Origin of the sequence: Thermococcus sp. LS1 (assembly GCF_012027395.1) — an archaeon.
In the GTDB taxonomy this organism is placed as follows: domain Archaea; phylum Methanobacteriota_B; class Thermococci; order Thermococcales; family Thermococcaceae; genus Thermococcus.
Map to the genome: position 1 here is coordinate 19,020 of NZ_SNUJ01000005.1, position 21,758 is coordinate 40,777.

26 protein-coding genes are annotated in these 21,758 nt (G+C 46.2%); 5 read left to right on the top strand and 21 right to left on the bottom strand.

Going from position 1 to position 21,758, the window contains the following annotated elements:
- Positions 1-3 precede the first annotated feature (3 nt).
- The 3 genes from E3E26_RS10235 to E3E26_RS10245 all read left to right on the top strand — a co-directional run bounded on the left by E3E26_RS10235 (position 4) and on the right by E3E26_RS10245 (position 3,603).
- Positions 4-1,914: a molybdopterin-dependent oxidoreductase gene (locus E3E26_RS10235; RefSeq protein WP_167901284.1), complete on the top strand. Its 1,911-nt coding sequence runs from the start codon at positions 4-6 to the stop codon at positions 1,912-1,914.
- Between the two features lie 226 nt (positions 1,915-2,140).
- Positions 2,141-2,791 (top strand): peroxiredoxin, encoded by a 651-nt coding sequence (locus E3E26_RS10240; protein WP_167901220.1) that lies wholly within the window; start codon positions 2,141-2,143, stop codon positions 2,789-2,791.
- 194 nt (positions 2,792-2,985) lie between these two features.
- Positions 2,986-3,603: a ferritin family protein gene (locus E3E26_RS10245; RefSeq protein WP_240911723.1), complete on the top strand. Its 618-nt coding sequence runs from the start codon at positions 2,986-2,988 to the stop codon at positions 3,601-3,603.
- A 165-nt stretch (positions 3,604-3,768) separates the two neighbouring features.
- Here E3E26_RS10245 and E3E26_RS10250 read toward each other — a convergent pair whose 3' ends face one another.
- The 6 genes from E3E26_RS10250 to E3E26_RS10275 all read right to left on the bottom strand — a co-directional run bounded on the left by E3E26_RS10250 (position 3,769) and on the right by E3E26_RS10275 (position 9,866).
- A complete protein-coding gene (locus E3E26_RS10250) occupies positions 3,769-4,473 on the bottom strand; it encodes an ABC transporter permease (RefSeq protein WP_167901221.1) in 705 nt (234 codons plus the stop codon).
- On the bottom strand, positions 4,470-5,174 hold the full coding sequence (locus E3E26_RS10255) for an ABC transporter permease (RefSeq protein ID WP_167901222.1): 705 nt from the start codon (positions 5,172-5,174) through the stop codon (positions 4,470-4,472). Before E3E26_RS10255 ends, E3E26_RS10250 begins: the two co-directional genes overlap by 4 nt.
- On the bottom strand, positions 5,171-6,022 hold the full coding sequence (locus E3E26_RS10260) for an ABC transporter ATP-binding protein (protein WP_167901223.1): 852 nt from the start codon (positions 6,020-6,022) through the stop codon (positions 5,171-5,173). Before E3E26_RS10260 ends, E3E26_RS10255 begins: the two co-directional genes overlap by 4 nt.
- 105 nt (positions 6,023-6,127) lie before the next feature.
- Entirely contained in the window at positions 6,128-6,877 is a 750-nt protein-coding gene (locus E3E26_RS10265; protein WP_240911724.1) for a bifunctional 2-polyprenyl-6-hydroxyphenol methylase/3-demethylubiquinol 3-O-methyltransferase UbiG, read from the bottom strand.
- Between the two features lie 261 nt (positions 6,878-7,138).
- Positions 7,139-7,453, bottom strand: coding sequence for a thioredoxin family protein (locus E3E26_RS10270; RefSeq protein ID WP_167901224.1), 315 nt, complete (start codon positions 7,451-7,453; stop codon positions 7,139-7,141).
- Positions 7,454-7,463: 10 nt separating this feature from the next.
- Positions 7,464-9,866 carry a heavy metal translocating P-type ATPase gene (locus tag E3E26_RS10275; protein WP_167901287.1) on the bottom strand — a complete coding sequence of 801 codons (2,403 nt, stop codon included), beginning with the start codon at positions 9,864-9,866 and terminating at the stop codon, positions 7,464-7,466.
- Positions 9,867-9,982: 116 nt separating this feature from the next.
- Between E3E26_RS10275 and E3E26_RS10280 the strand changes: the two genes are divergently transcribed.
- Positions 9,983-10,582 carry a TRASH domain-containing protein gene (locus tag E3E26_RS10280; RefSeq protein ID WP_167901225.1) on the top strand — a complete coding sequence of 200 codons (600 nt, stop codon included), beginning with the start codon at positions 9,983-9,985 and terminating at the stop codon, positions 10,580-10,582.
- Here E3E26_RS10280 and E3E26_RS10285 read toward each other — a convergent pair.
- From E3E26_RS10285 to E3E26_RS10295, 3 genes are read right to left on the bottom strand one after another with little or no spacing between them, the layout of a single operon-like run.
- The gene (locus E3E26_RS10285) at positions 10,544-11,287 is read right to left on the bottom strand and encodes a cytochrome C biogenesis protein (protein ID WP_167901226.1); all 744 of its coding nucleotides are present in this window, start codon (positions 11,285-11,287) and stop codon (positions 10,544-10,546) included. The genes E3E26_RS10280 and E3E26_RS10285 overlap by 39 nt on opposite strands.
- A 13-nt stretch (positions 11,288-11,300) precedes the next feature.
- Entirely contained in the window at positions 11,301-11,654 is a 354-nt protein-coding gene (locus tag E3E26_RS10290) for a hypothetical protein (RefSeq protein WP_167901227.1), read from the bottom strand.
- Positions 11,655-11,701: 47 nt separating this feature from the next.
- On the bottom strand, positions 11,702-12,043 hold the full coding sequence (locus E3E26_RS10295; RefSeq protein ID WP_167901228.1) for a hypothetical protein: 342 nt from the start codon (positions 12,041-12,043) through the stop codon (positions 11,702-11,704).
- Between the two features lie 142 nt (positions 12,044-12,185).
- Here E3E26_RS10295 and E3E26_RS10300 point away from each other — a divergent pair, with 142 nt between their 5' ends.
- Positions 12,186-12,800: a class I SAM-dependent methyltransferase gene (locus E3E26_RS10300; protein WP_370520119.1), complete on the top strand. Its 615-nt coding sequence runs from the start codon at positions 12,186-12,188 to the stop codon at positions 12,798-12,800.
- A gap of 15 nt (positions 12,801-12,815) precedes the next feature.
- Here the strand turns inward: E3E26_RS10300 and E3E26_RS10305 are convergent, their stop codons facing one another.
- The 12 genes from E3E26_RS10305 to E3E26_RS10355 form a co-directional block, all read right to left on the bottom strand.
- The gene (locus tag E3E26_RS10305) at positions 12,816-13,112 is read right to left on the bottom strand and encodes an SHOCT domain-containing protein (protein WP_240911725.1); all 297 of its coding nucleotides are present in this window, start codon (positions 13,110-13,112) and stop codon (positions 12,816-12,818) included.
- A 108-nt stretch (positions 13,113-13,220) separates the two neighbouring features.
- Positions 13,221-15,143 carry a heavy metal translocating P-type ATPase gene (locus tag E3E26_RS10310; RefSeq protein ID WP_240911726.1) on the bottom strand — a complete coding sequence of 641 codons (1,923 nt, stop codon included), beginning with the start codon at positions 15,141-15,143 and terminating at the stop codon, positions 13,221-13,223.
- Positions 15,144-15,145: 2 nt separating this feature from the next.
- The gene (locus E3E26_RS11220) at positions 15,146-15,307 is read right to left on the bottom strand and encodes a hypothetical protein (protein ID WP_240911727.1); all 162 of its coding nucleotides are present in this window, start codon (positions 15,305-15,307) and stop codon (positions 15,146-15,148) included.
- Between the two features lie 246 nt (positions 15,308-15,553).
- Positions 15,554-16,030 carry a methyltransferase domain-containing protein gene (locus E3E26_RS10315; protein WP_167901291.1) on the bottom strand — a complete coding sequence of 159 codons (477 nt, stop codon included), beginning with the start codon at positions 16,028-16,030 and terminating at the stop codon, positions 15,554-15,556.
- A 263-nt stretch (positions 16,031-16,293) separates the two neighbouring features.
- A complete protein-coding gene (locus tag E3E26_RS10320; RefSeq protein WP_167901229.1) occupies positions 16,294-16,857 on the bottom strand; it encodes an isoprenylcysteine carboxylmethyltransferase family protein in 564 nt (187 codons plus the stop codon).
- Between the two features lie 5 nt (positions 16,858-16,862).
- Positions 16,863-18,953, bottom strand: a complete 2,091-nt coding sequence (locus E3E26_RS10325; protein ID WP_167901230.1) for a heavy metal translocating P-type ATPase — start codon at positions 18,951-18,953, stop codon at positions 16,863-16,865.
- Between the two features lie 2 nt (positions 18,954-18,955).
- A complete protein-coding gene (locus E3E26_RS10330) occupies positions 18,956-19,303 on the bottom strand; it encodes a helix-turn-helix transcriptional regulator (protein ID WP_167901231.1) in 348 nt (115 codons plus the stop codon).
- 72 nt (positions 19,304-19,375) lie between these two features.
- Positions 19,376-20,278, bottom strand: a complete 903-nt coding sequence (locus tag E3E26_RS10335; protein ID WP_167901232.1) for a DMT family transporter — start codon at positions 20,276-20,278, stop codon at positions 19,376-19,378.
- Positions 20,279-20,481: 203 nt separating this feature from the next.
- Positions 20,482-20,700, bottom strand: a complete 219-nt coding sequence (locus E3E26_RS10340) for a YHS domain-containing protein (RefSeq protein ID WP_167901233.1) — start codon at positions 20,698-20,700, stop codon at positions 20,482-20,484.
- 1 nt (position 20,701) lies between these two features.
- Positions 20,702-20,908 carry a heavy-metal-associated domain-containing protein gene (locus E3E26_RS10345; RefSeq protein WP_167901234.1) on the bottom strand — a complete coding sequence of 69 codons (207 nt, stop codon included), beginning with the start codon at positions 20,906-20,908 and terminating at the stop codon, positions 20,702-20,704.
- 94 nt (positions 20,909-21,002) lie between these two features.
- Positions 21,003-21,380: a DUF302 domain-containing protein gene (locus tag E3E26_RS10350; protein ID WP_167901292.1), complete on the bottom strand. Its 378-nt coding sequence runs from the start codon at positions 21,378-21,380 to the stop codon at positions 21,003-21,005.
- A 5-nt stretch (positions 21,381-21,385) separates the two neighbouring features.
- Positions 21,386-21,754, bottom strand: coding sequence for a CoA-binding protein (locus E3E26_RS10355; RefSeq protein ID WP_167901235.1), 369 nt, complete (start codon positions 21,752-21,754; stop codon positions 21,386-21,388).
- Between the last annotated feature and the right edge of the window lie 4 nt (positions 21,755-21,758).

Consider the following 21,758-nt stretch of genomic DNA (forward strand, 5'->3'; position numbering starts at 1 on the left):
GTTATGCCGTTCTCCGCCTGCATGCGGGACTGCTACGACACCTGCTCGATGATAAGTGAGGTTAAGAATGGGCGCCTAGTTGTCAAAGGAAACTCCAGGCATCCAATAACGGAGGGGTTCCTTTGTCCAAAGGGCGCGCTTCTGCCCAAGTGGTTCCACGCGGAGGACAGGCTTAAGGTTCCGCTCATTAGAGCGGGCGAGAGAGGAAGTAGAAAATTCCGAGAGGCGAGCTGGGCGGAGGCCATCAACCTCGTCGCCCAAAAACTGATGGAGACGATAGATGAGTACGGAAGCGAGAGCGTCCTCGTCTACCAGTACGCGGGGGATAGGGGCACTGTGAACTATGCCTTCCCGCTTAGGCTCTTCCACTACCTGAACACCGCAATGCTTGATTACGGAATTTGCGACCGGGCTGGCCAGGAGGCTTTGAGGGACATCTATGGAACGGCAGTTGGAATGGATCCCGAGGAGCTAAAAAGGCAGAAGCTCATCGTGTACTGGGGCATCAACGCCTTCTGGACCAACCTTCACGGCTTTATGCTGGCCAAAAAGCACAACCTTGAAATCTGGACCGTTGACGTCGTCAGAACCGAGACGGCAAAGAGAAGCGACAAGTTCTTCCAGATAATGCCCGATACCGATGTCCTCCTCGCTCTGGCCGTTGCGAAGCTCATCATAGAGAATGAGCTCTATGATAAGGACTTCGTCCGCGAGAACGTTTATGGTTTTAAAGAATTCAAGAATTATGTAATTAAACTGGGCCTTGACTTCGTGGAGCGCGAAACGGGTTTGAGCTATGAAGAAATTGAGGAGTTTGCCTTCGACTTCGCCGAGAAAAAAGGTGTTATACATATCGGATACGGCTTCCAGAGGTCTTTGAGTGGCGGAGAGGCAGTGAGGGCCATCTCAATTCTCCCGGCCCTGGTCGGTCATCACTTCGGCTTCATCTACGACATGAAAACGATAGACAAGAGCTATGCCGAAGGGGCTTTCCTGCGAACGAAGCCTGCAAAGAGAATCCCGCAGATGAAGCTTGCCGAATACATCGAGAAGGGCGAGATAAAGTTCCTCTACGTTTACAACTCCAACCCGCTGGCGAGTTTGCCGAATCAGAACAGGCTCAGGAGAGCTCTGGTAGAAAACGATGTCTTTATCGTTACCCACGACATCTTCCTGACTGACACGGCCCTATTCTCTGACGTCGTCCTGCCGGCGAACACCTTCTTTGAGAGGCTCGACATAGTTGACTCCTACTATCACCGCCACGTAGCTCTAAACGAGCCAGTTGCAGAACTTTACGGAAAATCCAACAGCGAGGTAACGAGGCTTTTGGCCAAAGCCCTTGGCATCGAGAACCCTCACCTCTACGAGAGCGACGAGGAGGTAATACGGAAGGTTCTGGAAATCAACGACCTAAGCTGGGAGGAGCTGAAAGCCAAGGGCTTCGTAAAGGTTCTAGAAAAGCCGAGGAAGTGGGAGACACCGAGTGGCAAAATCGAGTTCTACTCTCAGAGGGCCACTGAGCGCGGTCTATCACCGTTTCCGGAATACAAGCCCCCACAGGGCAACTACCCACTCCGCCTGCTCAGTCCAACGCACAGGATGACGATAACGAGCCAGTACCACAACACCTACGGGATAATAGACCCGAGCCTCTACATGAACCCAGATGATGCTGAGGAGAGGGGAATCTGCGACGGAGACACCGTAGAGGTTTTCAACGACAATGGGAGGATCAAAACGACCGTGAAACTTAGTGATGATGTTCCTAAAGGCGTCGTCCTACTCTACAAGGCCTTCTGGCCCTCTTTGCTTGGCTGGAACGTGAACTTTTTGACAAGCGATAAAACCGTCGAAAAATATGGCAACGGGTCTGCCTATCATTCAACTTGGATTGATGTGAGAAAAGTCTGAGGTAAGATTATGCCTAGAATTTCCCCTTTCTGACAAGTTTCCTCAACACTTTAATCACAAAATGGCAGTAAAATGAGTGTATTTTTTGCACGAACAACCCAGAGCTTATTAAGTTGATTGGATATTAGTCAAATTTGGTGCCGTTAGCAGAACCAAAAGGTTTATATATTCGAACCTAAGAGGTTTATAGTGAAGACGACACACAAAAATGGAGAGGTGATGAAAGATGGTCGTCATAGGAGAAAAGTTCCCAGAGGTTGAGGTTAAGACCACCCACGGAGTGATAAAGCTCCCGGAGTACTTTGCTGAGAAGGGCAAGTGGTTCATACTCTTCAGTCACCCGGCTGACTTCACCCCGGTCTGTACCACAGAGTTCTACGCCATGCAGAAGAGGGTCGAGGAGTTCAGGAAGCTTGGCGTCGAGCCCATCGGACTGAGCGTTGACCAGGTCTTCAGCCACATCAAGTGGATGGAGTGGATTAAGGATAACCTCGGCGTCGAGATCGACTTCCCCGTCATAGCCGATGACCGCGGTGAGCTCGCCGACAAGCTCGGCATGATCCCGAGCGGCTCCACTATTACTGCTAGGGCAGTCTTCGTCGTCGACGACAAGGGCGTCATTAGGGCGATAGTTTACTACCCGGCCGAGGTCGGCAGGGACTGGGATGAGATACTCAGGCTCGTAAAGGCCCTCAAGACCAGCGACGAGCACGGTGTTGCTCTGCCGCACAAGTGGCCGAACAACGAGCTCATCGGTGACAAGGTCATCATCCCGCCGGCTGCCACCATCGAAGAGAAGAAGAAGCGCGAAGAAGCCAAGGCCAAGGGCGAGATCGAGTGCTACGACTGGTGGTTCTGCTACAAGAAGCTCGAGTGAGGCTTTTAGCTTCACCTCTTTTCTATCCTTCCCTGAAAGATCTGGTAACTTTCTGGTTCCCCTGCTCATGCCAATACTTCCTATGCTGCAAAGGACTAAGGTAATGATGAAATGTCAAAGTGTTTCATTTGCTTAACTCTTTTGGAAGTTTCCTATAAAATTCAAAAATAAAAGCGGCAAAAAAGTTTAAAAACATGAAGAAAACTACAGAAAGGGGAGCGATTATGGAAAGTTCATTGGAGGTTTTTATGAAAAAAGCAGAAATCGAAGAAAAGGTGAGGGAGGTTCTAAAGCAGATTACCAAAATGCCCCTAAGGGACGTTCTGAGTTATGTTGTTAAAGGCGAAGAAGACTCAACAAGCCTTTACACTTTTCTCTATGAAAATATTCCCAGCGATTATTACAAAAAGAGATTTAAGGAGTTTATTGAGACAGAAAAATCCCATGAGCAAAAAGTAATAGAGATTTTTAAAACATTATATTCCGGCGAAGAGCCAAAAGATGTTCCCTTTGAGAGTTGGACTGCAATATTCAAAGAAAGGGAGTTCAAGCTAAAAACAGCGAGAGAGTATCTTGATATTCTCGAAATCGCCATAGAATATGAGAAATTGGCGGAAGAAGTATATCTATATTTGGAAAAGAACATAGGAATTCCAGAATATAAACAGATATTCCTAGAGCTCGCAAATGATGAACGCGATCACTATAATTTTGTGTTAAAGGAGTACGAGTTCTATAGGAAGATAAAGGCTGAACAAGAATTTCAAGAGCTCATCAAAGAGCTTATGAGAGATAAAAAAGAAAAGGGGTAATCATTTTGCTGAGGGATGACAACCGTGCCTTGGTGGGATTATTTCCCTCCCTTCTTTAGCTGTCTATGTAAGCTTCTCCCAGTATGTACCCGAAGGATAAGAACGTGAAGTATGTTCATTTTATATCATACCTGACTGAATGGAGCAGATTAATGAGAAGCAAAGTCAAAGAACCCTTCTCCTGAACAGCCAGACCAGAGTCCCCAGCCACATCAGATGGACCACCAGCCCCGGCCAGAAATCCCCGTAGTCGTTGAAAGGAATCCCCTCGAAGAGCCTGTAGACCCAGTAGGTCGGAAGAAAGGCCGTGAACTTGCTCCAATCAGTTGATATGTTCCTGGCGATCACGATGAACTTTATGGCCGGCGGGAGGATGAGCAGCCAGCCGGCGACTTTTGAAACTGTCAAAGCCTGCATCCTAGTCTCCGAGAAGTCAGTTATCAACAGCGCGTAGGTCCACACTTCAATTATGAAAAGTGCCATGAGCGCCAGGAGGCCTTTCCACGGAATCGGTATGTCAAGAATTTTCGGCGCTAGGCCCGTAAGGATAACCGTTACAGCAGATGCCCAGAGGAGTCTGTAAGTTAAGAAGGCCTCACTCGATATCGGAATCACCTGAAGGGCCGCTATAGTTTTCTCTTCCTTTTCGTTGGCCATCATGAAGCCGGGAATCATGCCGAAGATGAGGGGAATGAAGATGATGCAAAAGATTGCTGCAGGCAGATAGAGAGCCCCCAGCCGGTCCTTGAAGTAGCGGACGACGAAAAGGAGGATTAGGGTAATGACGATGCTATAAACGAGCATCGGGTCCCTTTTCAGCATCTTCCAGTCAATCCTGTAAATGGCGAGGAACTTCTTCACAAAACTCATCTCAATCCCTCCACGGCGTATTTGTAAAAGCGGATTTTAGCGAGGTTGTATGCTACGATGCCCCAGATTACAAGGGCAATGCCCGACCACATCAGTGTTTCCCTCGCTATCTCCTCGAAGCCCGCGTGGAAGAAGTAGAGTCCCGGATAGCTCGGTATAACGTAGAGCACCTTCCCCCATGGGCTGCTTATGAGCCCGTGGTATGCCGCAAAGGGTAGGAAAGAAAGCACCATGACGGCCAGCAGGGGCACGAAGTAGTCGTCCAGATCCCTGTATTTTGCAGCTATCGCTATGCCGAGGAGGGTGTAGACCACCGAGACCAGCAGAGTTCCGATGAGCACGTAGGCGATTTGGACGTTGAAGCCAGCGCCGACGACCACTATCACTAGCGCCCCGATAAGAGCTAGTAAAGCCATGATGATCGTTTTGGAGAGGTAATAGTCGCGCCACTCCATCGGCGTCACGGAGAGCGCTCCAATAGTGCCGTCCTTCTTGTCGGAGAATATCGAGGTTCCAATGAACATAAAGCCGAGCAGACCTGGCTCGATAAATATGAAAAGCGGTGCCATCGTCGGGACGTACTGCTCCGGGAAGGCCCTCAGCATAACGCCGTAAGCTAGGGCCGCGAGGAAGTATATGGGGCAGGTGTAGTTTCTCATGCCCACCTTGAACTCGACCTTCATCAGCTGGGCAAAGCTCATACGAGCCTCCTCCCCGTCACCTTTAGGAATATCTCCTCGAGCGTAGGCTCCTCCGTGTTTATCCTTCTTACCTCGTGGTTCCGGAGGATTTCGAGGAACTCCTCGTTCTGACCCAAACCTTCTAGTGGGAATTCCTTAACCTCAACGTTGCCACTGGTGGCATATTCAACTTTCACAACCCTCTTACCCATCTTGACCTTGAGCTCCTTCGGGCTGTCCACGAGCCTCACAGCACCGTCCACTATGAATGCCACCCTGTCGCAGAGCTCGTCCGCCACGTACATGTTGTGTGTCGTTAGAAAAATCGTCTTTCCGTTCTCCTTCATCTCAAGGAGCATGTCCTTAATCTTCCTTGCGCTTCCAGGGTCGAGACCCTCTAAAGGCTCATCGAGGAAGAGTATCTCCGGATCAGGGAGGAAGGCCCTCGCTAGGTCAAGCTTCTTCTTCATACCCTTGGAAAGGTTTCCAACCAACTGATCTGCTTCCTTGCCAAGACCCACCATCTTGAGCACATCCATGGGGTCAAGGTGCTTCTTGTAGAAGGAGGCAAAGAACTCAAGGTTTTCAAGGGCCGTGAGCTTCGAGTAAATTGCAGGAAACTCAAAGGAGACGCCTATTTTCTGATAGTAGTCCTTGCTCCACTCTCTCAAGTCTTTTCCAAAGACTCTAACCTCGCCTTCGTAGTCCTTGATTATCTTGACCAAGATTTTAACTGTTGTCGTTTTTCCTGCCCCGTTGGGACCCAAAAAGCCGTAGATTTCCCCTTCCTCAACGGAGAAGCTCAAGTTTTCAACGCCCCTTACTTCACCGTAGTATTTCCTAACGTTTTCGACCTCGATAACAGGCATGCTCCCACCGGAGTGATTACGGTGGAAAACTACTTAACCTTGACCCCGCCCCATATGCGGGCGTGATGCGCTCTTTCATTAAAAAGAAAATGTGAGCTCCGAATTTTACCCCTCCCTTCTGGGCTTTTCACCTATAACCATTATCTCAATGTCGTCGAAATCCACCTTCCTCTTTCCCCACCTTCCAGCAGTGCCTCCCCAGATGCCTTTTACTTCAAACCCAACCATTTTGAACATTAAGTAAAGCTCTGTGGGGACGTAGACACGCTCTCTAATCGGGAATTTTGTGCCATCGGGTGCCTCGATTTCTTCAAAGAACGTCATGGTGTTTGGGTCGAAAGTTCCTTTGGCTATGTCCTCGTTTGATGCTCCTTTAATTCCTGAAAGGGCACTTAGGACAGTCAAAATAAATTTTCCGCCAGGCTTTAGGGATTCATAAATGTTCTTGAGTATTGCTAAGTCATGCTCTATTGGGTCGTCACTTGAACCGATTAGTGAAAAGGCACCTTCGCAGAGGCATATGGCAGCGTCAAATTCCTCCTCACGCTTAAACTTCGTGGCGTCTGCTTTTATGAACTCCACTTCAACACCTTCCTTTTGAGCTCGTTTTCTTGCCTCTTCAAGCATTCTCTGGGATATGTCAATTCCTGTAACCTTGTAGCCTCTTTTTGCGAGCTCTATTGAGTGCCTCCCGACACCGCAGCCAACGTCCAGTATCTTGGCTCCTTCTGGCAGCTGAAACTCATTTAATAAAAACTCCACTTCCTTTTTTGTGTGTTTAGTAAACGGCTCTTCCAAGTAGTGACTCGCCTCTTTATCAAAAAACTCTTCCCATTCGTTCTTTTTCATTGTCATCACATCCGAATTGTTCTCCGATAGTTAAAAAGGCTTGAAGGAACTTAAACCTGATGTCCGCTAACTTGTTCTGGTGGCTCTGACATCTTCAATCCAACAGATCTGCTAACTCCAGAATGAAACCTCCGAAACGTTCGTTCATCGGGTTTCTAAAATAGAGCTTATCCAAATCTAGGTCGGTGGTGGTCGTGAAGAATCTCGACCTTTATTCGTTTCATACGCAATCAAAGGGAACAAGATAAAAAGCAAAGCCCAGAAACTTCAGGAGTCAGAATCCAGAAGCATCATTAGCTTCTCTTCGACCTCCTTCTTCCTCACCAGGTTCTGCCTCGTGATTTCATTTCCTTCTTTGAGATAAATCAGCGTAGGTACGTTCATGACGTCGAACTTCTCCGCAAGTGGAAGATGCTTCTCCACGTCAACCTCCCAGAACTCCACTTCCTTATACTCCTCGCTCAGCTCGTGCATAAACGGTTCAATCATCCTGCATGGTGGACAGCCAGGAGAAGAAAACCAAAGGAGGGCATATTTGGCCCTTTTAACTTTTTCAAAGTCTCCATCAAACTCCCTGATCATCTTAACCACCTCAAATCTTAGCTTTTTTCAAAAGCAATGAGTTTGTAACGACACTTACGCTGCTCAATGACATAGCTCCAGCAGCCCATTCTGGTCTGAAGGTGATTCCAAAGAGAACATAGGCCAGTCCAGCGGCGAATGGTATTAGGATGGTGTTGTAGAACATCGCCCAGAAGATGTTCTGCTTAATCTTTGAGAGCGTCTTTTGGCTGAGCTTTATTGCCCTAACCACGTCTCTTAAGTCGTTTTTAATCAAGACGATGTCTCCGCTCTCCATTGCTATGTCGGTTCCAGAGCTTACTGCTATGCCTATGTCAGCTTGAGCCAAAGCGGGAGCGTCGTTTATTCCATCTCCGACAAAAATGACTACTTCTCCCTTCTCCTGAAGCTTCTTCACTTCATTTGCTTTATCCTGGGGCAAAACTTCTGCTAAAACGTAATCTATGTTAAGCTGTCTGGCTATCGCTTCTGCGGTTCTTCTATTGTCGCCGGTAATCATTCCAACTTTCTTGCCCATTTTGTGAAGCTCTTCTATCGCTTCTCTCGCACCTTCTTTGATTGTGTCCGCTATTCCAATGACTCCCACTATTTTTCCGTCAATTGCCACTATTATGGCCGTTTTAGCTTCATCTTCGAGCTTGAGGAGGGCTTTTTCAACATCTCCTTCTATTGAGTAACCATTCTCTTTGAACAGCTTTCTATTTCCTGCCAAGATTTCCTTTCCATCCACTACTGCTTTTACTCCCTTGCCGGTTATTGCCTCAAAGCTTTGGGGCTCTTTAACCTCCAATCCGAGCTCTTGAGCTTTCCTAACTATGGCTTCTCCTAGTGGATGCTCTGAGCGCTTTTCAGCTGAAGCTACTAAGCTCAAAAGCTCTTTCTCATCAATGCCAAAAGTCACTACATCCGTAACTTCAGGCGTCCCCCTTGTTAGCGTCCCCGTCTTATCGAAGAGAACTATTGTGGCTTTCCTCGCTATTTCCAGCACTTCACCGTTCTTAATTAAAATTCCCATTTCAGCACCTTTACCCATTCCAACTGTTAAAGCCGTTGGAGTTGCCAAGCCAAAGGCACATGGGCAGGCAATCACCAAAACGCTGAGCAGTGTTGTGAAGGCGAAGAGTAGGGGCTGGTCAGCTATGAAGTACCAGTATCCAAAGGAGATTAGTGCTATTGTTAAAACGGTTGGAATGAAGTATGTAACGACTTTGTCCGCTAATCTCTGAATCGGTGGTCTTGTATTTTGTGCTTCCTCAACGAGCCTAATTATTTGTGCCAGAACGGTGTCTCTTCCGACCCTCCTTGCCTCGATTTTAAGCACGGAGTTCTTGTTAATCGTTCCGCCGATAACCTCGTCGCCCTTCTTCTTTAAATTTGGAATTGGTTCTCCGGTGATCATCGATTCGTCAACGTAGCTTTCTCCCTCAATTACAATTCCATCGACCGGAATCCTCTCTCCAGGTTTGACTATGACAATATCGCCGACTTTAACTTCGCTTATTGGAACTTCAATCTCTTTTCCATCCCTAATTACGGTCGCCTTTTTAGCTTGAAGCCCCATGAGCTTTTTAATTGCCTCACTCGTTCTTCCTTTGGCCAAGGTTTCTAAGTAGCGTCCAAGCAGGAGGAAAGCCATTAGCAAAACGCTTGCCTCATAAAAGTTGAACTCCCTCGGAATAATTCCTATTGTAGCTAAAACGCTTGCAAAATAAGCAGAACCAATTCCCATGGAGTACATGACTTCCATGTTTAAGCTTTTGTGCTTCAATGAATTGAGAGCCTTTCCAAAGATATCCCTTCCAGCATAGATTATTGCCAGAGTTGCCAGCAGGAATTGAATGTAAATTAAGTTAGGAATTTCAATTCCAAACCTGTGAAGCTGCGCTGAGGCGAAGAGAGGTATTCCTATTCCCCAAGCAACTGCAAGTTTCTTCTTCATTTCCATTATGTGCTTCTCTCGAGCCTCTTTTTCTACGTCATAGCTTTCCTCACCTTCAACTCCCAAGAATTGGTAGCCAACCTCTTCAATTGCTCTCTTAATGTCTTCCATGCTTACTAAACTTGGATCATAGCTTACTTTGGCCTTCTCAGTTGCCAAATTGACCTGGGCATCTAAAACCCCAGGGAGCTCTTTAAGAGCTACTTCAATGGTTTTGACGCACATTGCACAGGTCATTCCACCGATTTTTATTATTGCGTCTCTCTTTTCCCTGACCACCTGATAGCCGAGCTCTTCAATCGTCTTTATAATTTGATTCAGGCTGACCCTTGACTCATCGAAGTCAACGTAAACATTTTCAGAGTTTAAATTGGCCCTGGCGTCTTTAACGCCATCAAGCTCTTTTAGAGCCGTTTCTATAGTTTTTACACACATTGCACACGTCATTCCATTAACCTTAAGCGTGAGCTTCATAACCACCACCGATATTTACTCAACAGCACACCTTAAGGGCATTATTTCTACCAAAGTGTAAACGCTAACCGAAGAATTTTTATATTTTGAAAACAAACAACTCGTGGGTGTTTATCATGACAAAGCTGGATGAACTGGATTTGAAGCTGATATACCTTCTCATGGACAACTCAAGATTAAGCATCTCCGAACTCGCGGAAAGACTCAGCGTCAGCAGGCCAACTGTTAAAACGAGGCTGGAAAAACTTGAGAAAGAAGGAATTATTCAGCGTTACACGATTAAACTCCACCCCGAACTCCAGAGGGCCCACAACGTCGTTGCTCTGATAATCAAAACTAACGAGCCAGAGAAGCTCCAAGAGTTTGAGGAAATCATCGAGATCAACCGCTTCACGAGTAAGAAGTACCTCATAAAAGTGGCTGTCGAAGACATGGAGGGGCTGAGAAACGTAATAGAAGGTGCCGGTTTTGAAGTGCTTGAGATAATGCCCATCCTAGAGAGTATCGAGAAAGAGCACCCTCCCAAGGTCAAGGTTCCATTCAAATGCGACTACTGCGGCAAGGAGATAGTCGGCGAGCCTATAGTTTACAAGTACCGCAACAGGGTTTATTTCTTCTGCTGCCCCACCTGCTTGAGAGAATTCAAGAGAACAAGGGAGAACATAGAGAAACTCAAGCTAAAAGAGCAGGAGGTAAAGCACGCTCACGAGCACTAAAACCACGCCCATTGCCAGATCCCCCCGGCCGCTCATCTTTGAAAGCTTATTGACTGCTCCACCAAGCTTGGCATATTTAGTCCCATAGTGAAAGCCCAAGGTCACCAGGACCAGAGGGAGAACGGATATCCCAATGAATATGCCCAAAAGTGCAACTCGAATACTAAAGGAGAACCCATCAGATAGCAGAGAAGTCACCAAGAGATACGAAGGTAGGACACACGAGAGGGAGAGGAAGGACATTGCACCTCCCACCAGGAAGGCACTCAGTGGAGATGTGGCTTTTTCAAGAATTTTGTTGCTCTTCTCTTTCATCGGGTTGCTCATAGATATATTTACGTAGCCGAGCGAAGAGAGTATTTTATACAGCCCCACAACAATTCCAAACGCCACTACAAAATACCTCAGGAACAAAAACCTCCCATGAAGATTCATCAAGGCAGAGGCTATGAGGCTGTATCCAAGAAGAACTCCCGCTGTAAAGGAAAACCCTACTTTGAGAACCCTCTTTTCATCAATCAGGGCAATCATTGAAAGGAGGAACACTATCATCAAGAAGATGGAGGGCCTCAGTGCATTCAGAATTCCAAGTGCTATCACCGAAAGTGTCGTTAGACCGGTAAACTCTGTGAACTCAGTAATGGGCTCAGCGAGAGCACTTTTAGCCAGCAGACTGAATAAGAGCAGAACAAAAACTTTCTTCATCACTATCACCTAGTTAGTGCTTCATTGAAGGGCTGCCTAAACGAACGATCATTACAGTTGAGCCGTCTTTCACTGTTATACTGACTTCCTCCCCTCTGGAAAGGCATGGTACCTCCATAGAATGTGTGTAGCGCACCTTCAAAACCTCCCCATCGGCATCAATTATCGCAGTACACGTGAGCTTTGTATAATCATTATTTGGTATGCACTCTGTATCCGCCAAAACCAGTGCTTTTTGGACATCAAAGGCTTTACCTTCCACTAGATAACCAGTAAAAACATCTCCCTCCTTAGGAGTTAACGAAAAATAATATGATAAGAACAGCAGAAACAGAAGCAAAACTCCAAAAAATAGGGACCTCCTCATAATATCAGCCCCCTAAAAAGCATAATGAATGAAAAAGAGTAAGGAATTCATTCATTCTCTCCCTCTTCTTCAATACCCATAGTTCTCTCGCAGTACTCGTGCATCTCCTTCCAGTCTTCTCCCATGTACTTCTCCATTATTGGCTCCATCTCTTCCTCCATTTCCTCATGCATTTCAGTAAAGTTCCCGCTCTCCATGTACTGCTCCATTTCCGCATACATGTCTTCGTCCATCATGCCCGGCCCATGGGCGACGCCCATCATTGGACCAAAGCCTCCCCAGAAGTTCCGGTCTTCACCCCAGCTGAACGGCCCTGAATGCGCTAGACCGTACGGGACCGCGATGAGAGCTCCAATTATGAATCCGATCAACACGGACTTCCACTCCATTTTGCATCACCTTTCTGTTGTTTTCATAGTACACTATGAGGGAAAGGCTAATAGGCTTATTATTTGCAATGTGAGAAATGATTTTGAGAGAATTTGCTGAAGTGTAAGAATAAACCAAATCAAAAGTTTTCATGACTACAATATGATGAAAATGGAGAAGACTGCCAAAAAATATGATAGATTTTCAAAAATTTACGACCTCTTCGAGAGCCCAATGGAAGCGAGGGCTTTCTCAAAGTACAGAAAGAAAGCCCTAAGTATGGCTGAAGGGAAAGTCCTCGAGATAGGAGTTGGGACTGGGAAGAATCTTCCATATTATCCTAAGGATGTTGAAGTAATTGGTATAGACTTCAGCAGAGGGATGCTCGAAAAAGCGGAGAGAAGGAGAAAAGAGCTCGGTTTAGAAAATGTCAAGCTCCTCCTGATGGACGCCCAAAATTTAGAGTTTGAAGACAACACTTTTGACACGGTTGTGAGTACTTTCGTGTTCTGTACAGTTCCAGACCCCATCAAAGGGTTAAAAGAAGCGTATAGAGTCCTAAAACCCGGAGGGAAGGCGATATTTCTAGAACACATGAAAAGTGAGTCAAAGCTTTTGAACATTCCACTCTACTTGATGGATCCGATAATGAAAGCCCTAGTGGGCACTTCGATGGTGAGAGAGACGCAAAAGAATATTGAAAAGGCTGGCTTCAAGATAGAAAAGGTTGAAAATCTCTTCTTCGACATCGTGAGGTTAATTGTTGCCACAAAATAGTTTAAAAGAGAGCCCTCAGCCCTCTAAGAGTTTTCTCTTCCTTCTTTCATATTCCTCGTCGTCTATTTCTCCCCTTGCATACTTCTCGTCAAGTATCTCAAGTGCACTCTTTTTTGATGTGCCTCCTGAGCTCTGCTCGATTATCCACTTAATGAACCACACTACCCCAACTATTATCAGTATCCAGAACAGGAGCATGAATATTGCCCCAAACCAGCCGAAGTAGCCAAATCCCATCATGTCGTGCCACCCCCATTCTCCTTCTCCAATATGAACTAAAAATCTTCCAGCGTTAATATTTTCAAACATCATTTCACTCGCCTCATATATCACTCATTGCAAAGAGTTATATTCCTTATTTTTGTTAAAATGTAAAAACGGTGCCCCATAATTTCAAAAAATTAAAGCAGTAAGGGGGGTTCAAACTTTCAAAAACTTCGCGTTTATCGCGACTATCACCGTGCTCAAGCTCATCAGCAAAGCCCCTACTGCTGGACTTAACAGTATTCCATAGTTGTAAAGCGCCCCTGCTGCCAAGGGAATTGCGAATGTGTTGTAGCCAGTTGCCCATGCCAAATTCTGCACCATCTTCCTATATGTTGCTCTTGCAAGGTGTATCGCTGTTATAACGTCTCTTGGATCATTTTTAACCAAGATTATATCGGCACTTTCTATTGCCACATCGGTTCCTGCTCCGATTGCTATACCCACATCCGCCTGGATTAGTGCTGGGGCATCGTTTATTCCGTCCCCAACCATTGAGACGATAAAGCCTTTTTCTTGAAGCTCCTTAACTTTCTCCGACTTCTGGTGGGGCAGAACTTCAGCAAAGTAGCCATCCAGGCCAAGCTCCTCAGCAACCCACTTTGCAACTTTAGCGTTGTCTCCTGTGAGCATGTAAGCTTTAATCCCCATCTCGTGGAGTTTCTTTATCGCCTCTCTCGACTCGGGCCTTATCTTATCGGCTAAAGCCAAGGCACCAATCAGCTTTCCACTGATGATTAAGAACACCACGGTCTTACCCTGATCTAGCACCTTGTTGACGCGCTCGTCCTCCCTCCACAGGTTGTTCTCTTTGAGGAATCCTGGACTGACCACGAAAACTTCTTTTCCGTTGATGACGCCTTGGACACCTTTGCCCGGTAGAACCTTTGATTCTCTAACCTCGTAAACCTCAAGGCCGAGCTCCTCCGCCTTCTCAACTATGCCTCGAGCTATCGGGTGGCTTGAGTGCGCCTCAAGTGCGGCCGCGTACCTAAGTATCTCCTCCTCGCTCAGCTCGTCAAGTGGGATTATATCAGTTACCTCGAACTTCCCTTCCGTCAGTGTTCCTGTCTTATCGAAGACGACGACCTGTACATCCTTTGCCCTCTCAAAGGCTTCCCTGTTCCTGATGAGGATACCCTTTTTCGCCGAGATTGATGTTGACACCGACACCACCAGCGGAACTGCCAGGCCGAGCGCGTGCGGGCAGGTTATGACCATCACTGTAACCATCCTCTCAAGGGCAAATACAAAGGGCTTCCCGAGGTAGAGCCAACTCCCGAGCGTTATAGTTCCCGCGGTTATTGCTATTAGCGTGAGGTAGAAAGCGGCCCTGTTCGCTAAATCTTGAGTCCTCGACCTCGTCTCTTGGGCCTGCTTTACAAGCTCAACCACCTGCATCAAGTAGGTCTCTTTTCCAGTCTTCTCAATCCTTACTTTAATTGAGCCTTCCAAGTTTATTGAACCACCAATAACAATGTCACCAGGCTTTTTATAGACAGGCTTTGACTCACCGGTGAGCATTGCCTCGTTTACGCTCGTCTCACCCTCAATTATGATGCCATCAGAGGGTATCTTCTCGCCGGGCTTGACTAAAACCACGTCTCCCTTCTTGAGCTCGCTCACTGGAACGTCTTTTATTCCTTCTGGGGTTATTAGGTGAGCATCAGTTGGCATTAGCTTTATAAGCTCCTCTAAAGCTCTCGAAGCACCGAGAACAGAGCGCATCTCTATGTAGTGCCCCAAAAGCATGATGTCGATAAGCGTCGCAAGCTCCCAGTAGAAGGTCTTTCCGGGCAGCCCAAAGGTTACTGCAGCGCTGTAGAAAAAGGCAACCGTGATTGCCAAAGCTATTAGCGTCATCATTCCGGGGGTTTTCTTCTTAAATTCATCTCTCATTCCCGTTAGGAATGGTTTTCCGCCATAGAAGTAAACCACTGACGATAGCGCAAAGAGAACGTATCTATCGCCCGTGAACGTGAATGTAAAACCAAGGAACTTTTGAATCAGCGGAGATAGGAGCAGTATCGGAATCGTAAGTATGGCAGAAACTATAAATCTCTTCTTAAAGTCCTCCATCATCATTCTATGGTGATCCGCATGCGAATGCTTGTGTTCTCCATGCTCAGGTTCATGAGCCGCGTGTTCGTGTTCTTCTGCATGTTCATGCATTTTGTGCTCTTCGTGTTTGTGCATTTCCATTTCTTCATGTTCCATATGTTCATGCTTTTCGCTTTCCTCATGTTGGTGCATCCTCATTTCTTTGTGTTCTTCATGGGTGTGCTCATTGTGCATCTTTTTTTCATCTTCCATATCAACCACCATCATTAATTTCTAACTAACAAAAGATATTTAACCATTTTTCATACAAAATGGAAAATCCAAGCCGGACAGGTGCACTAGAAATAAAGAGAAAAGTTTCCAAAGTTAGCACCCACTAATAAAAGCATTTTTGGAATTTGACATAACATTCCGATTGTTACATATACCTACTGTATATCACGCTTTATTCCAATAACGATCTCTCCCGGCAGCCCAAATAACCACACTCTCTCTTTGTGCTTTATCTCAAATCCGGCCTCTCTTATTGATTGCTCAACATAGATAGGTCTACAGTCAATATATTGGGGAAACTTTTCGTGGAGCCACTCATAAAGCCTCAGCAAAACATTCCCACCTTCTTTTGACATGCTGACAACTCCAAGCCTCCCACCAGGTTTTAGAACCCTTTTAATCTCATTAAGAACTTTCGGAATCTCCGGTGTGTCAAAGAGCTCCAGGGTGAAGCTCATGAAAACAGCATCAAACTTGTTATCCTCATAGGGCAATTTTGAGGCGTCTCCACAGTACAGCTCGACTCTATCTAAAAGCCCAGCTTTTTCAAATCTCCTTTTACTAACTTCCAGCATCCCAGAAGAAATGTCAATACCGTAAACTTTTCCCTCTTCACCTACTAACTCAGCCATTTTCTTCAAGCAGTGCCCTGTTCCAAAGCCAATCTCCAGAACTATTTCCCTTTTTTAATGTCCAACAGCTCCAATGCCCTGTCCCCATATTTTTCTCAAAAAATGCAAAACAATCGTAAAATCGGCTGATCTTATCGTAAGCCTTTTTTGCCTGAGCCTTGGTTCTATATACCCGTAATACCTTGCGATTTTTTGAATTCATTTTGTTCGCCTTTTGTAGTTTGTATTTTAAATTATTTATAACTTGTCTCACGCATTTGTGTTCATTTATTCCTTCTTTTGGGCATTCCAAAATACCTCGGAGTGCTCTCTTTATACCTCCTGTATTCCTCTCCGAATATACGCTCTAAATAGGGTTCTTCAAGCTTGACGTTATACAAGTGAATCCCAATAATGAGTGCTATCGTGAGCAAAAGCGCAAGCCCTGAGCGTCCCATAATGGATATTCCAATGAGAGCCAAGAACCATCCGATATACTGAGGGTTCCTGCTGTAGCGGTATATGCCTGTGGTTATGAGTTTTGAGGAATCCAAACCAGACATCCTCTTGAATGAGCGGAACTCCAGCATGCCGAGGAGCATTATGACAAGTCCTACAACAGCGAGCACAGAACCACCGATTAAGGCAGCGGTTGCGTTAATGGGCATCAGCCAGAACCCTCTTAACGAGGCCCAGAGCACCAGAATAGAGTGGAGTGTATCACCTATCCATATTGCAGCCGAAACGTGGAGAGGTAATATTTCTCCCTTTTCATAAGTCCTCTTTATTCCAAACCATGAGTAGAGAGATAGAAGGAGAAATAAAAGAACGCCAAGCGCATAGAGCATCTACATCACCTCAAAATTCTCATCGCATTAAACACCGCTATCAGGGCAACGCCAACGTCTGCAAAGACTGCCTCCCACATCGTAGCCTCCCCAAGGATTCCGAGGCTTATGAAGGCCAGCTTAACCCCAAGGGCGAAGATTATGTTCTCCCAAACTATCCTCTGGGTCTTTCTGGCTATCTTGATACCCTTCGGCAGCTTTGATGGCTTGTCGTCCATTATGACAATATCAGCGGTATCTATGGCCGCATCGCTTCCCAGAGCCCCCATTGCAACCCCTACATCAGCTCTCGCCAGCACTGGAGCGTCGTTTATGCCGTCTCCAACGAAGACTATCTTCTCATTCGGAGCTTTCTTTTTCTCAAGCTCCTCAATGACCTTAACCTTGTCCTCAGGCAGAAGTTCAGCATAGAACCCATCCACGCCGATCTGCCTTGCTATTTCCTCTGCAACGTCTCTGTTATCCCCCGTCACCATTATAACTTTCTTAACGCCCAGGCGCTTTAATTCTCTAATAGCTTTCGGAGCATCTTCCTTTATCTCGTCAGATATAGCCAGGTATCCTGCGTACTTTCCGTTAACGACCACATGAGCGACGGTCCCTTTTATATGGCATGTATCGTGCTCAACATCAAAGCGGTGCAGCAGCCTGTCGTTGCCCACCATCACCTCAACGCCGTTTATTTTTGCCCTAACACCGTGTCCCGCTATTTCCTCGTGTTCTTTTATTTGAGCTTCGTTGATTTCTTTCCCATAGGCCTCTTTTATCGCCTTTGCAATCGGGTGGTTCGAGTGTGCCTCTGCTAAAGCTGCGAACCTCAAAATATCCTCTTCACTGAAGCCATTTCTCGTCTCTATCCTCGTGACCTTGAAGACGCCCTTTGTCAGTGTACCCGTCTTGTCAAAAGCTACGATTGTGGCTTTGCTGAGGGCATCGAGGAAGTTCGAGCCCTTGACGAGTATGCCCTCCCTCGCTGCTCTTCCAATCCCTCCGAAGTAGCCGAGCGGTATTGAAAGCACTAAAGCGCAGGGGCATGAGATTACCAAGAGCACCAAAGCCCTGTAGAGCCACTTAGAAAAGGGCTCTCCAAAAGCTAATGGGGGAATTAAAGCAACGAGTGCAGCTAATCCCACAACTGCCGGTGTGTAGTAGTGAGCGAACTTTGTGATAAACTTCTCTGTTTTAGCTTTCCTTGCACTTGCATTTTCCACGAGCTCCAAAATCCTTGAAATAGTTGACTCTCTAAGCTCTTTCGTAACTTTGACCGTCAAAAGACCGCTTAAGTTCACCATTCCCGAGAGAATCTCATCTCCTTCCTTAATGGTCCTTGGCACGCTTTCACCGGTCAAAGCTGAAGTATCGACGCTCGAGCTTCCCCCAATAACAGCACCATCAACTGGAACCCTCTCACCGGGCTTGACAATTATAATGTCCCCTACCTTAAGCTCCTCTGGTTTGACTCTAACTATCTTATCACCGACTTTCAGGTTTGCATATTCGGCTTTTAATGATAACAAGGCCTTAATTGAGCGCCTCGACTTGTTGACAGCTATGTCTTGAAAGAACTCGCCAACGATGTAGAACAGCATAACCCCCACAGCTTCTGGATATTCCCGAATTGCAAATGCCCCCAGTGTGGCTATAGCTATGAGGGAGTTCTCATCAAAGACGTTTCCATGCACCGAGTTGATGAAAGCGTTCCTCAGCACTTTCCAGCCCACAAGAAGGTAGCTCACGACGAATATTCCAAGCACAAAGGCATTGTCGTAGTTGTAATAGTATCTAAGGAGCATTCCCACTGCGAAGAGCACGAGCGAAGGTATGATGAAGTAGAGCGTCTTCTGTGGGTCTTCGTCGTGGTCGTGGTGGTGTCCGTGGTCATTGTCGTGGTGATGCTCTTCCTTCTCAATTATCTTAACACCCGGCTCGACCTTTTTCACTATCTCTTTGGCCCTCTCCACGTCGCCCTCAATAACTAGCCCGATCGTCGTGAAGTTGACTAAGGCGAACTCGAAGCCTTCTTTTTTCAGCGCTTCCTCAATTTCATAGGTACAGCTGGCACAGTCAAGGCCTTCTAATTTGAGCTTCTTTGGCATGCTCACTCCTCCATGTGCTTAAGCGCAACCTTCAAAATCTCCCTTATGTGCTCGTCATCCAGGCGATAGAAGACGTTCTTTCCGTCCTTCCTGTATGTAACGATTTTTCTATCCTTCAAGATTCTAAGCTGGTGAGATATAGCTGAAACTGACAGGCCGGTAATGTTCGATAAATCGCACGTGCAGAGCTCATCCTCCAGCAGTGCGAAAAGTATCTTAAGCCTTGTGGAGTTGCCTAAAGCGTCAAAGAAATCGGAAATCTCAAGTATTGTTTCATCATCAGGCAGCTTTTTCTTGGCTTTAATGATTTTGTCCAAGTGCTCTTCATACACCTTACATACTTCTGCCATTTTTCATCACCTCTACATTTGAGCAATTGTGCAAATGTTATTATAAAGGTTTCTGAACAGACGTGAGTAGAGTCACTCCAAAGAGAGCAAATACACCCCAAAGAACATCAAAATGCCAAAAAATGCTTTAATTGCTGTAAAGCTCTCTCCAAGGATTAAAAAAGCAAAAAAGGCGCCAATTAATGAGGAAGTTGAAAAAATTGCTCCTGTTTTCATGGCTCCAATTTCTCTTAGAGCAAATAGAAACAGCACGATGGAGAAGCCTATGCTGAAAGCACCGACCGTTAGTATATACGGAAGGCTTTGAAGCGGAATGTAGAGGGGAATTCCAATTAGAGAAGCCAAAATTAATAGCGCACTCCCTCCAAACAGCCCCTTTAGTGAAGTTACCAAGAGCAAATCCCTCTTAACGCTTAGCAGCTTGCTCAAATTATTGTCTATCGCCCATGAAAGACCTGCCAAGATTATTAAAATGTTCCCAAGGATGCCTTTGCTCAGCTCTACCTCTCTAAAGTTTTCTGTCGAGATTACAACGGCTCCAATCAGGATTAAGAGGATTCCAAAAATACTTTCTCGTGAGACTTTCTCTTTAAAGATTAAGAGAGCGATTAAGACTGTGAACAATGTTTCAGTATTGAGTAGAAGGGATGCATTGACCGCTGTTGTTTTATTAAGCCCAAACATAAAGGATAGCGGTGCCAAAAAAGAGCCAAAGAGCACTATAAAAGCTAATAGCAGGAGGTCTCGCCTTGAGAAGTGTTCTTGGGTTTTAACTTTAAATTCAAGCCTTTTGAGAACTTTATCCTTGAGTGGTGTGAAACGGAGAAGCATTAGAACTATTCCAGCCGTTAGATAAATGCTTCCCGCTACAATCATCGGGTGAACATCCCTAAGAGCGATTTTATTTAGCGTTGAGCTTATTCCAAAGAGCAGTGCTGCTAAGAGAGCGCCCACATAGCCATAATGGTGAGTCATGTAGTAAATCTAAAATAAAGCCCTTATAAGTTTAGTTCACACGAAAAAGAGAAAGGTAATACAAAATTGCACCCTTTCAGCCAAAGTGTCACGCTAATGCGTGAAGAACTGCATACAAACCAGAGTCGGCAGAAAGAAAGAGCATTAATATTAAAAGCATGCCCCTTCATCAGCAGTATCCCTAAAAGGAAAAGTAAAGAAGATTAATGGCAGCAACAGCCGTGTCCTCTGCCATGTTTATGACCATGAGAATGCATGCCGTGCTCGTGCTTCATTTCCTCTTCCTTGACGTATTTTTCGGGATTTGCTTCAAATTGAGCTTTGCAGTGTGGAGAGCAGAAGTAGTAAGTCTTTCCACCGTACTCCACTTTGAACTCGGTTTCTTCACTAACTTCCATTCCGCAGACTGAGTCTATGGGCATTTCAAGCCACCTCCACATCATAGCCGAACTTCGCTACGGCGTTGATTAGGTCCTCGATCTTGAGCTTTGACTCATCGTACTCGACGACCGCGGTCTTGTTCTCGAGGCTAACCTCTGCTTTGGCGCCAATCTTCTCCAGGGCCCTCCTGATGGTCATCACACAGTGCCCACAGCTCATATTGCTGATCTTCAAAACAACTTTCGCCATTTCAATCACCGGTACTAACTAAGCGCGAAAGCTTATTGTCCTTATTCTTTACAAGGTGAAAAGAAAATAGAGAAAAAACTTCAAAAACTGAAAATCACAGGGAGTCAATTATTTTCTTGAGCTTCTCCTCCATTGGCTCCATAATCTCCACGACTTTCTTCCCGGCTACCTTCCAGGCGATGCTGGGCAGGGCGACTCCAAGATAGTTTCCGTCCTCCTTCCGGTAGCCAAAGCCAGTACAGGGTAGGAGGGCACCGATGTTTGGGTCAATCTTCACGAGCTCCTCCACCAGCTCGCTGTGGCAGATGAATAGCAGGTGGTAGTCCGCTATTATGCCGTCTTCACCTTCGGTTATCGCAACCGGAATCCTCTCGCCTATCAGAAGGAACCCCTCCTCCTCGAGCTTCTTCTTAAAGCGCTCCCACACGAAATCTAGATCCTCATCAAACCTCCTGACGTAGTAGAACTCCATCACCATCACCCCGTCTCCACCATTATGCACTTTATAAAACTGTACTCCACGCCTTGGCTCTCCAAAAACTCCCTAATCTCTTCGCTCTCAGCTCCGGGCTGGAACCACAGCCTTCTGAAACCGGCTTCAACGGCTTCCTTTGCCACCTGAATGCCAACATTAGGAGGGACAACAAAGACTACCACATCCACATCTTTCGGGAGCTCCCTAACGCTTCTGTAGCACTTTAATCCTTCAATCTCGTCGTAGTTGGGATTAACGGGCAGAACCTCAAAGCCCTTTCTCATTAAATCTCTCAGGATTATGTTGCCGTATTTGGCTGGATTCGGGCTTGCCCCCACCAGGGCGATCCGCTTAAAACTCCGCACGTCCATTTTC

Excerpts from the sequence above, each read along its gene's own strand:
- E3E26_RS10235 (WP_167901284.1), top strand. The coding sequence starts at position 4 with ATGCCGTTCTCCGCCTGCATGCGGGACTGCTACGACACCTGCTCGATG.
- E3E26_RS10240 (WP_167901220.1), top strand. The coding sequence starts at position 2,141 with ATGGTCGTCATAGGAGAAAAGTTCCCAGAGGTTGAGGTTAAGACCACC.
- E3E26_RS10245 (WP_240911723.1), top strand. The coding sequence starts at position 2,986 with ATGAAGAAAACTACAGAAAGGGGAGCGATTATGGAAAGTTCATTGGAG.
- E3E26_RS10250 (WP_167901221.1), bottom strand. The coding sequence starts at position 4,473 with ATGAGTTTTGTGAAGAAGTTCCTCGCCATTTACAGGATTGACTGGAAG.
- E3E26_RS10255 (WP_167901222.1), bottom strand. The coding sequence starts at position 5,174 with ATGAGCTTTGCCCAGCTGATGAAGGTCGAGTTCAAGGTGGGCATGAGA.
- E3E26_RS10260 (WP_167901223.1), bottom strand. The coding sequence starts at position 6,022 with ATGCCTGTTATCGAGGTCGAAAACGTTAGGAAATACTACGGTGAAGTA.
- E3E26_RS10265 (WP_240911724.1), bottom strand. The coding sequence starts at position 6,877 with ATGACAATGAAAAAGAACGAATGGGAAGAGTTTTTTGATAAAGAGGCG.
- E3E26_RS10270 (WP_167901224.1), bottom strand. The coding sequence starts at position 7,453 with ATGATCAGGGAGTTTGATGGAGACTTTGAAAAAGTTAAAAGGGCCAAA.
- E3E26_RS10275 (WP_167901287.1), bottom strand. The coding sequence starts at position 9,866 with ATGAAGCTCACGCTTAAGGTTAATGGAATGACGTGTGCAATGTGTGTA.
- E3E26_RS10280 (WP_167901225.1), top strand. The coding sequence starts at position 9,983 with ATGACAAAGCTGGATGAACTGGATTTGAAGCTGATATACCTTCTCATG.
- E3E26_RS10285 (WP_167901226.1), bottom strand. The coding sequence starts at position 11,287 with ATGAAGAAAGTTTTTGTTCTGCTCTTATTCAGTCTGCTGGCTAAAAGT.
- E3E26_RS10290 (WP_167901227.1), bottom strand. The coding sequence starts at position 11,654 with ATGAGGAGGTCCCTATTTTTTGGAGTTTTGCTTCTGTTTCTGCTGTTC.
- E3E26_RS10295 (WP_167901228.1), bottom strand. The coding sequence starts at position 12,043 with ATGGAGTGGAAGTCCGTGTTGATCGGATTCATAATTGGAGCTCTCATC.
- E3E26_RS10300 (WP_370520119.1), top strand. The coding sequence starts at position 12,186 with ATGATGAAAATGGAGAAGACTGCCAAAAAATATGATAGATTTTCAAAA.
- E3E26_RS10305 (WP_240911725.1), bottom strand. The coding sequence starts at position 13,112 with ATGATGTTTGAAAATATTAACGCTGGAAGATTTTTAGTTCATATTGGA.
- E3E26_RS10310 (WP_240911726.1), bottom strand. The coding sequence starts at position 15,143 with ATGGAGGACTTTAAGAAGAGATTTATAGTTTCTGCCATACTTACGATT.
- E3E26_RS11220 (WP_240911727.1), bottom strand. The coding sequence starts at position 15,307 with ATGAGGAAAGCGAAAAGCATGAACATATGGAACATGAAGAAATGGAAA.
- E3E26_RS10315 (WP_167901291.1), bottom strand. The coding sequence starts at position 16,030 with ATGGCTGAGTTAGTAGGTGAAGAGGGAAAAGTTTACGGTATTGACATT.
- E3E26_RS10320 (WP_167901229.1), bottom strand. The coding sequence starts at position 16,857 with ATGCTCTATGCGCTTGGCGTTCTTTTATTTCTCCTTCTATCTCTCTAC.
- E3E26_RS10325 (WP_167901230.1), bottom strand. The coding sequence starts at position 18,953 with ATGCCAAAGAAGCTCAAATTAGAAGGCCTTGACTGTGCCAGCTGTACC.
- E3E26_RS10330 (WP_167901231.1), bottom strand. The coding sequence starts at position 19,303 with ATGGCAGAAGTATGTAAGGTGTATGAAGAGCACTTGGACAAAATCATT.
- E3E26_RS10335 (WP_167901232.1), bottom strand. The coding sequence starts at position 20,278 with ATGACTCACCATTATGGCTATGTGGGCGCTCTCTTAGCAGCACTGCTC.
- E3E26_RS10340 (WP_167901233.1), bottom strand. The coding sequence starts at position 20,700 with ATGCCCATAGACTCAGTCTGCGGAATGGAAGTTAGTGAAGAAACCGAG.
- E3E26_RS10345 (WP_167901234.1), bottom strand. The coding sequence starts at position 20,908 with ATGGCGAAAGTTGTTTTGAAGATCAGCAATATGAGCTGTGGGCACTGT.
- E3E26_RS10350 (WP_167901292.1), bottom strand. The coding sequence starts at position 21,380 with ATGGAGTTCTACTACGTCAGGAGGTTTGATGAGGATCTAGATTTCGTG.
- E3E26_RS10355 (WP_167901235.1), bottom strand. The coding sequence starts at position 21,754 with ATGGACGTGCGGAGTTTTAAGCGGATCGCCCTGGTGGGGGCAAGCCCG.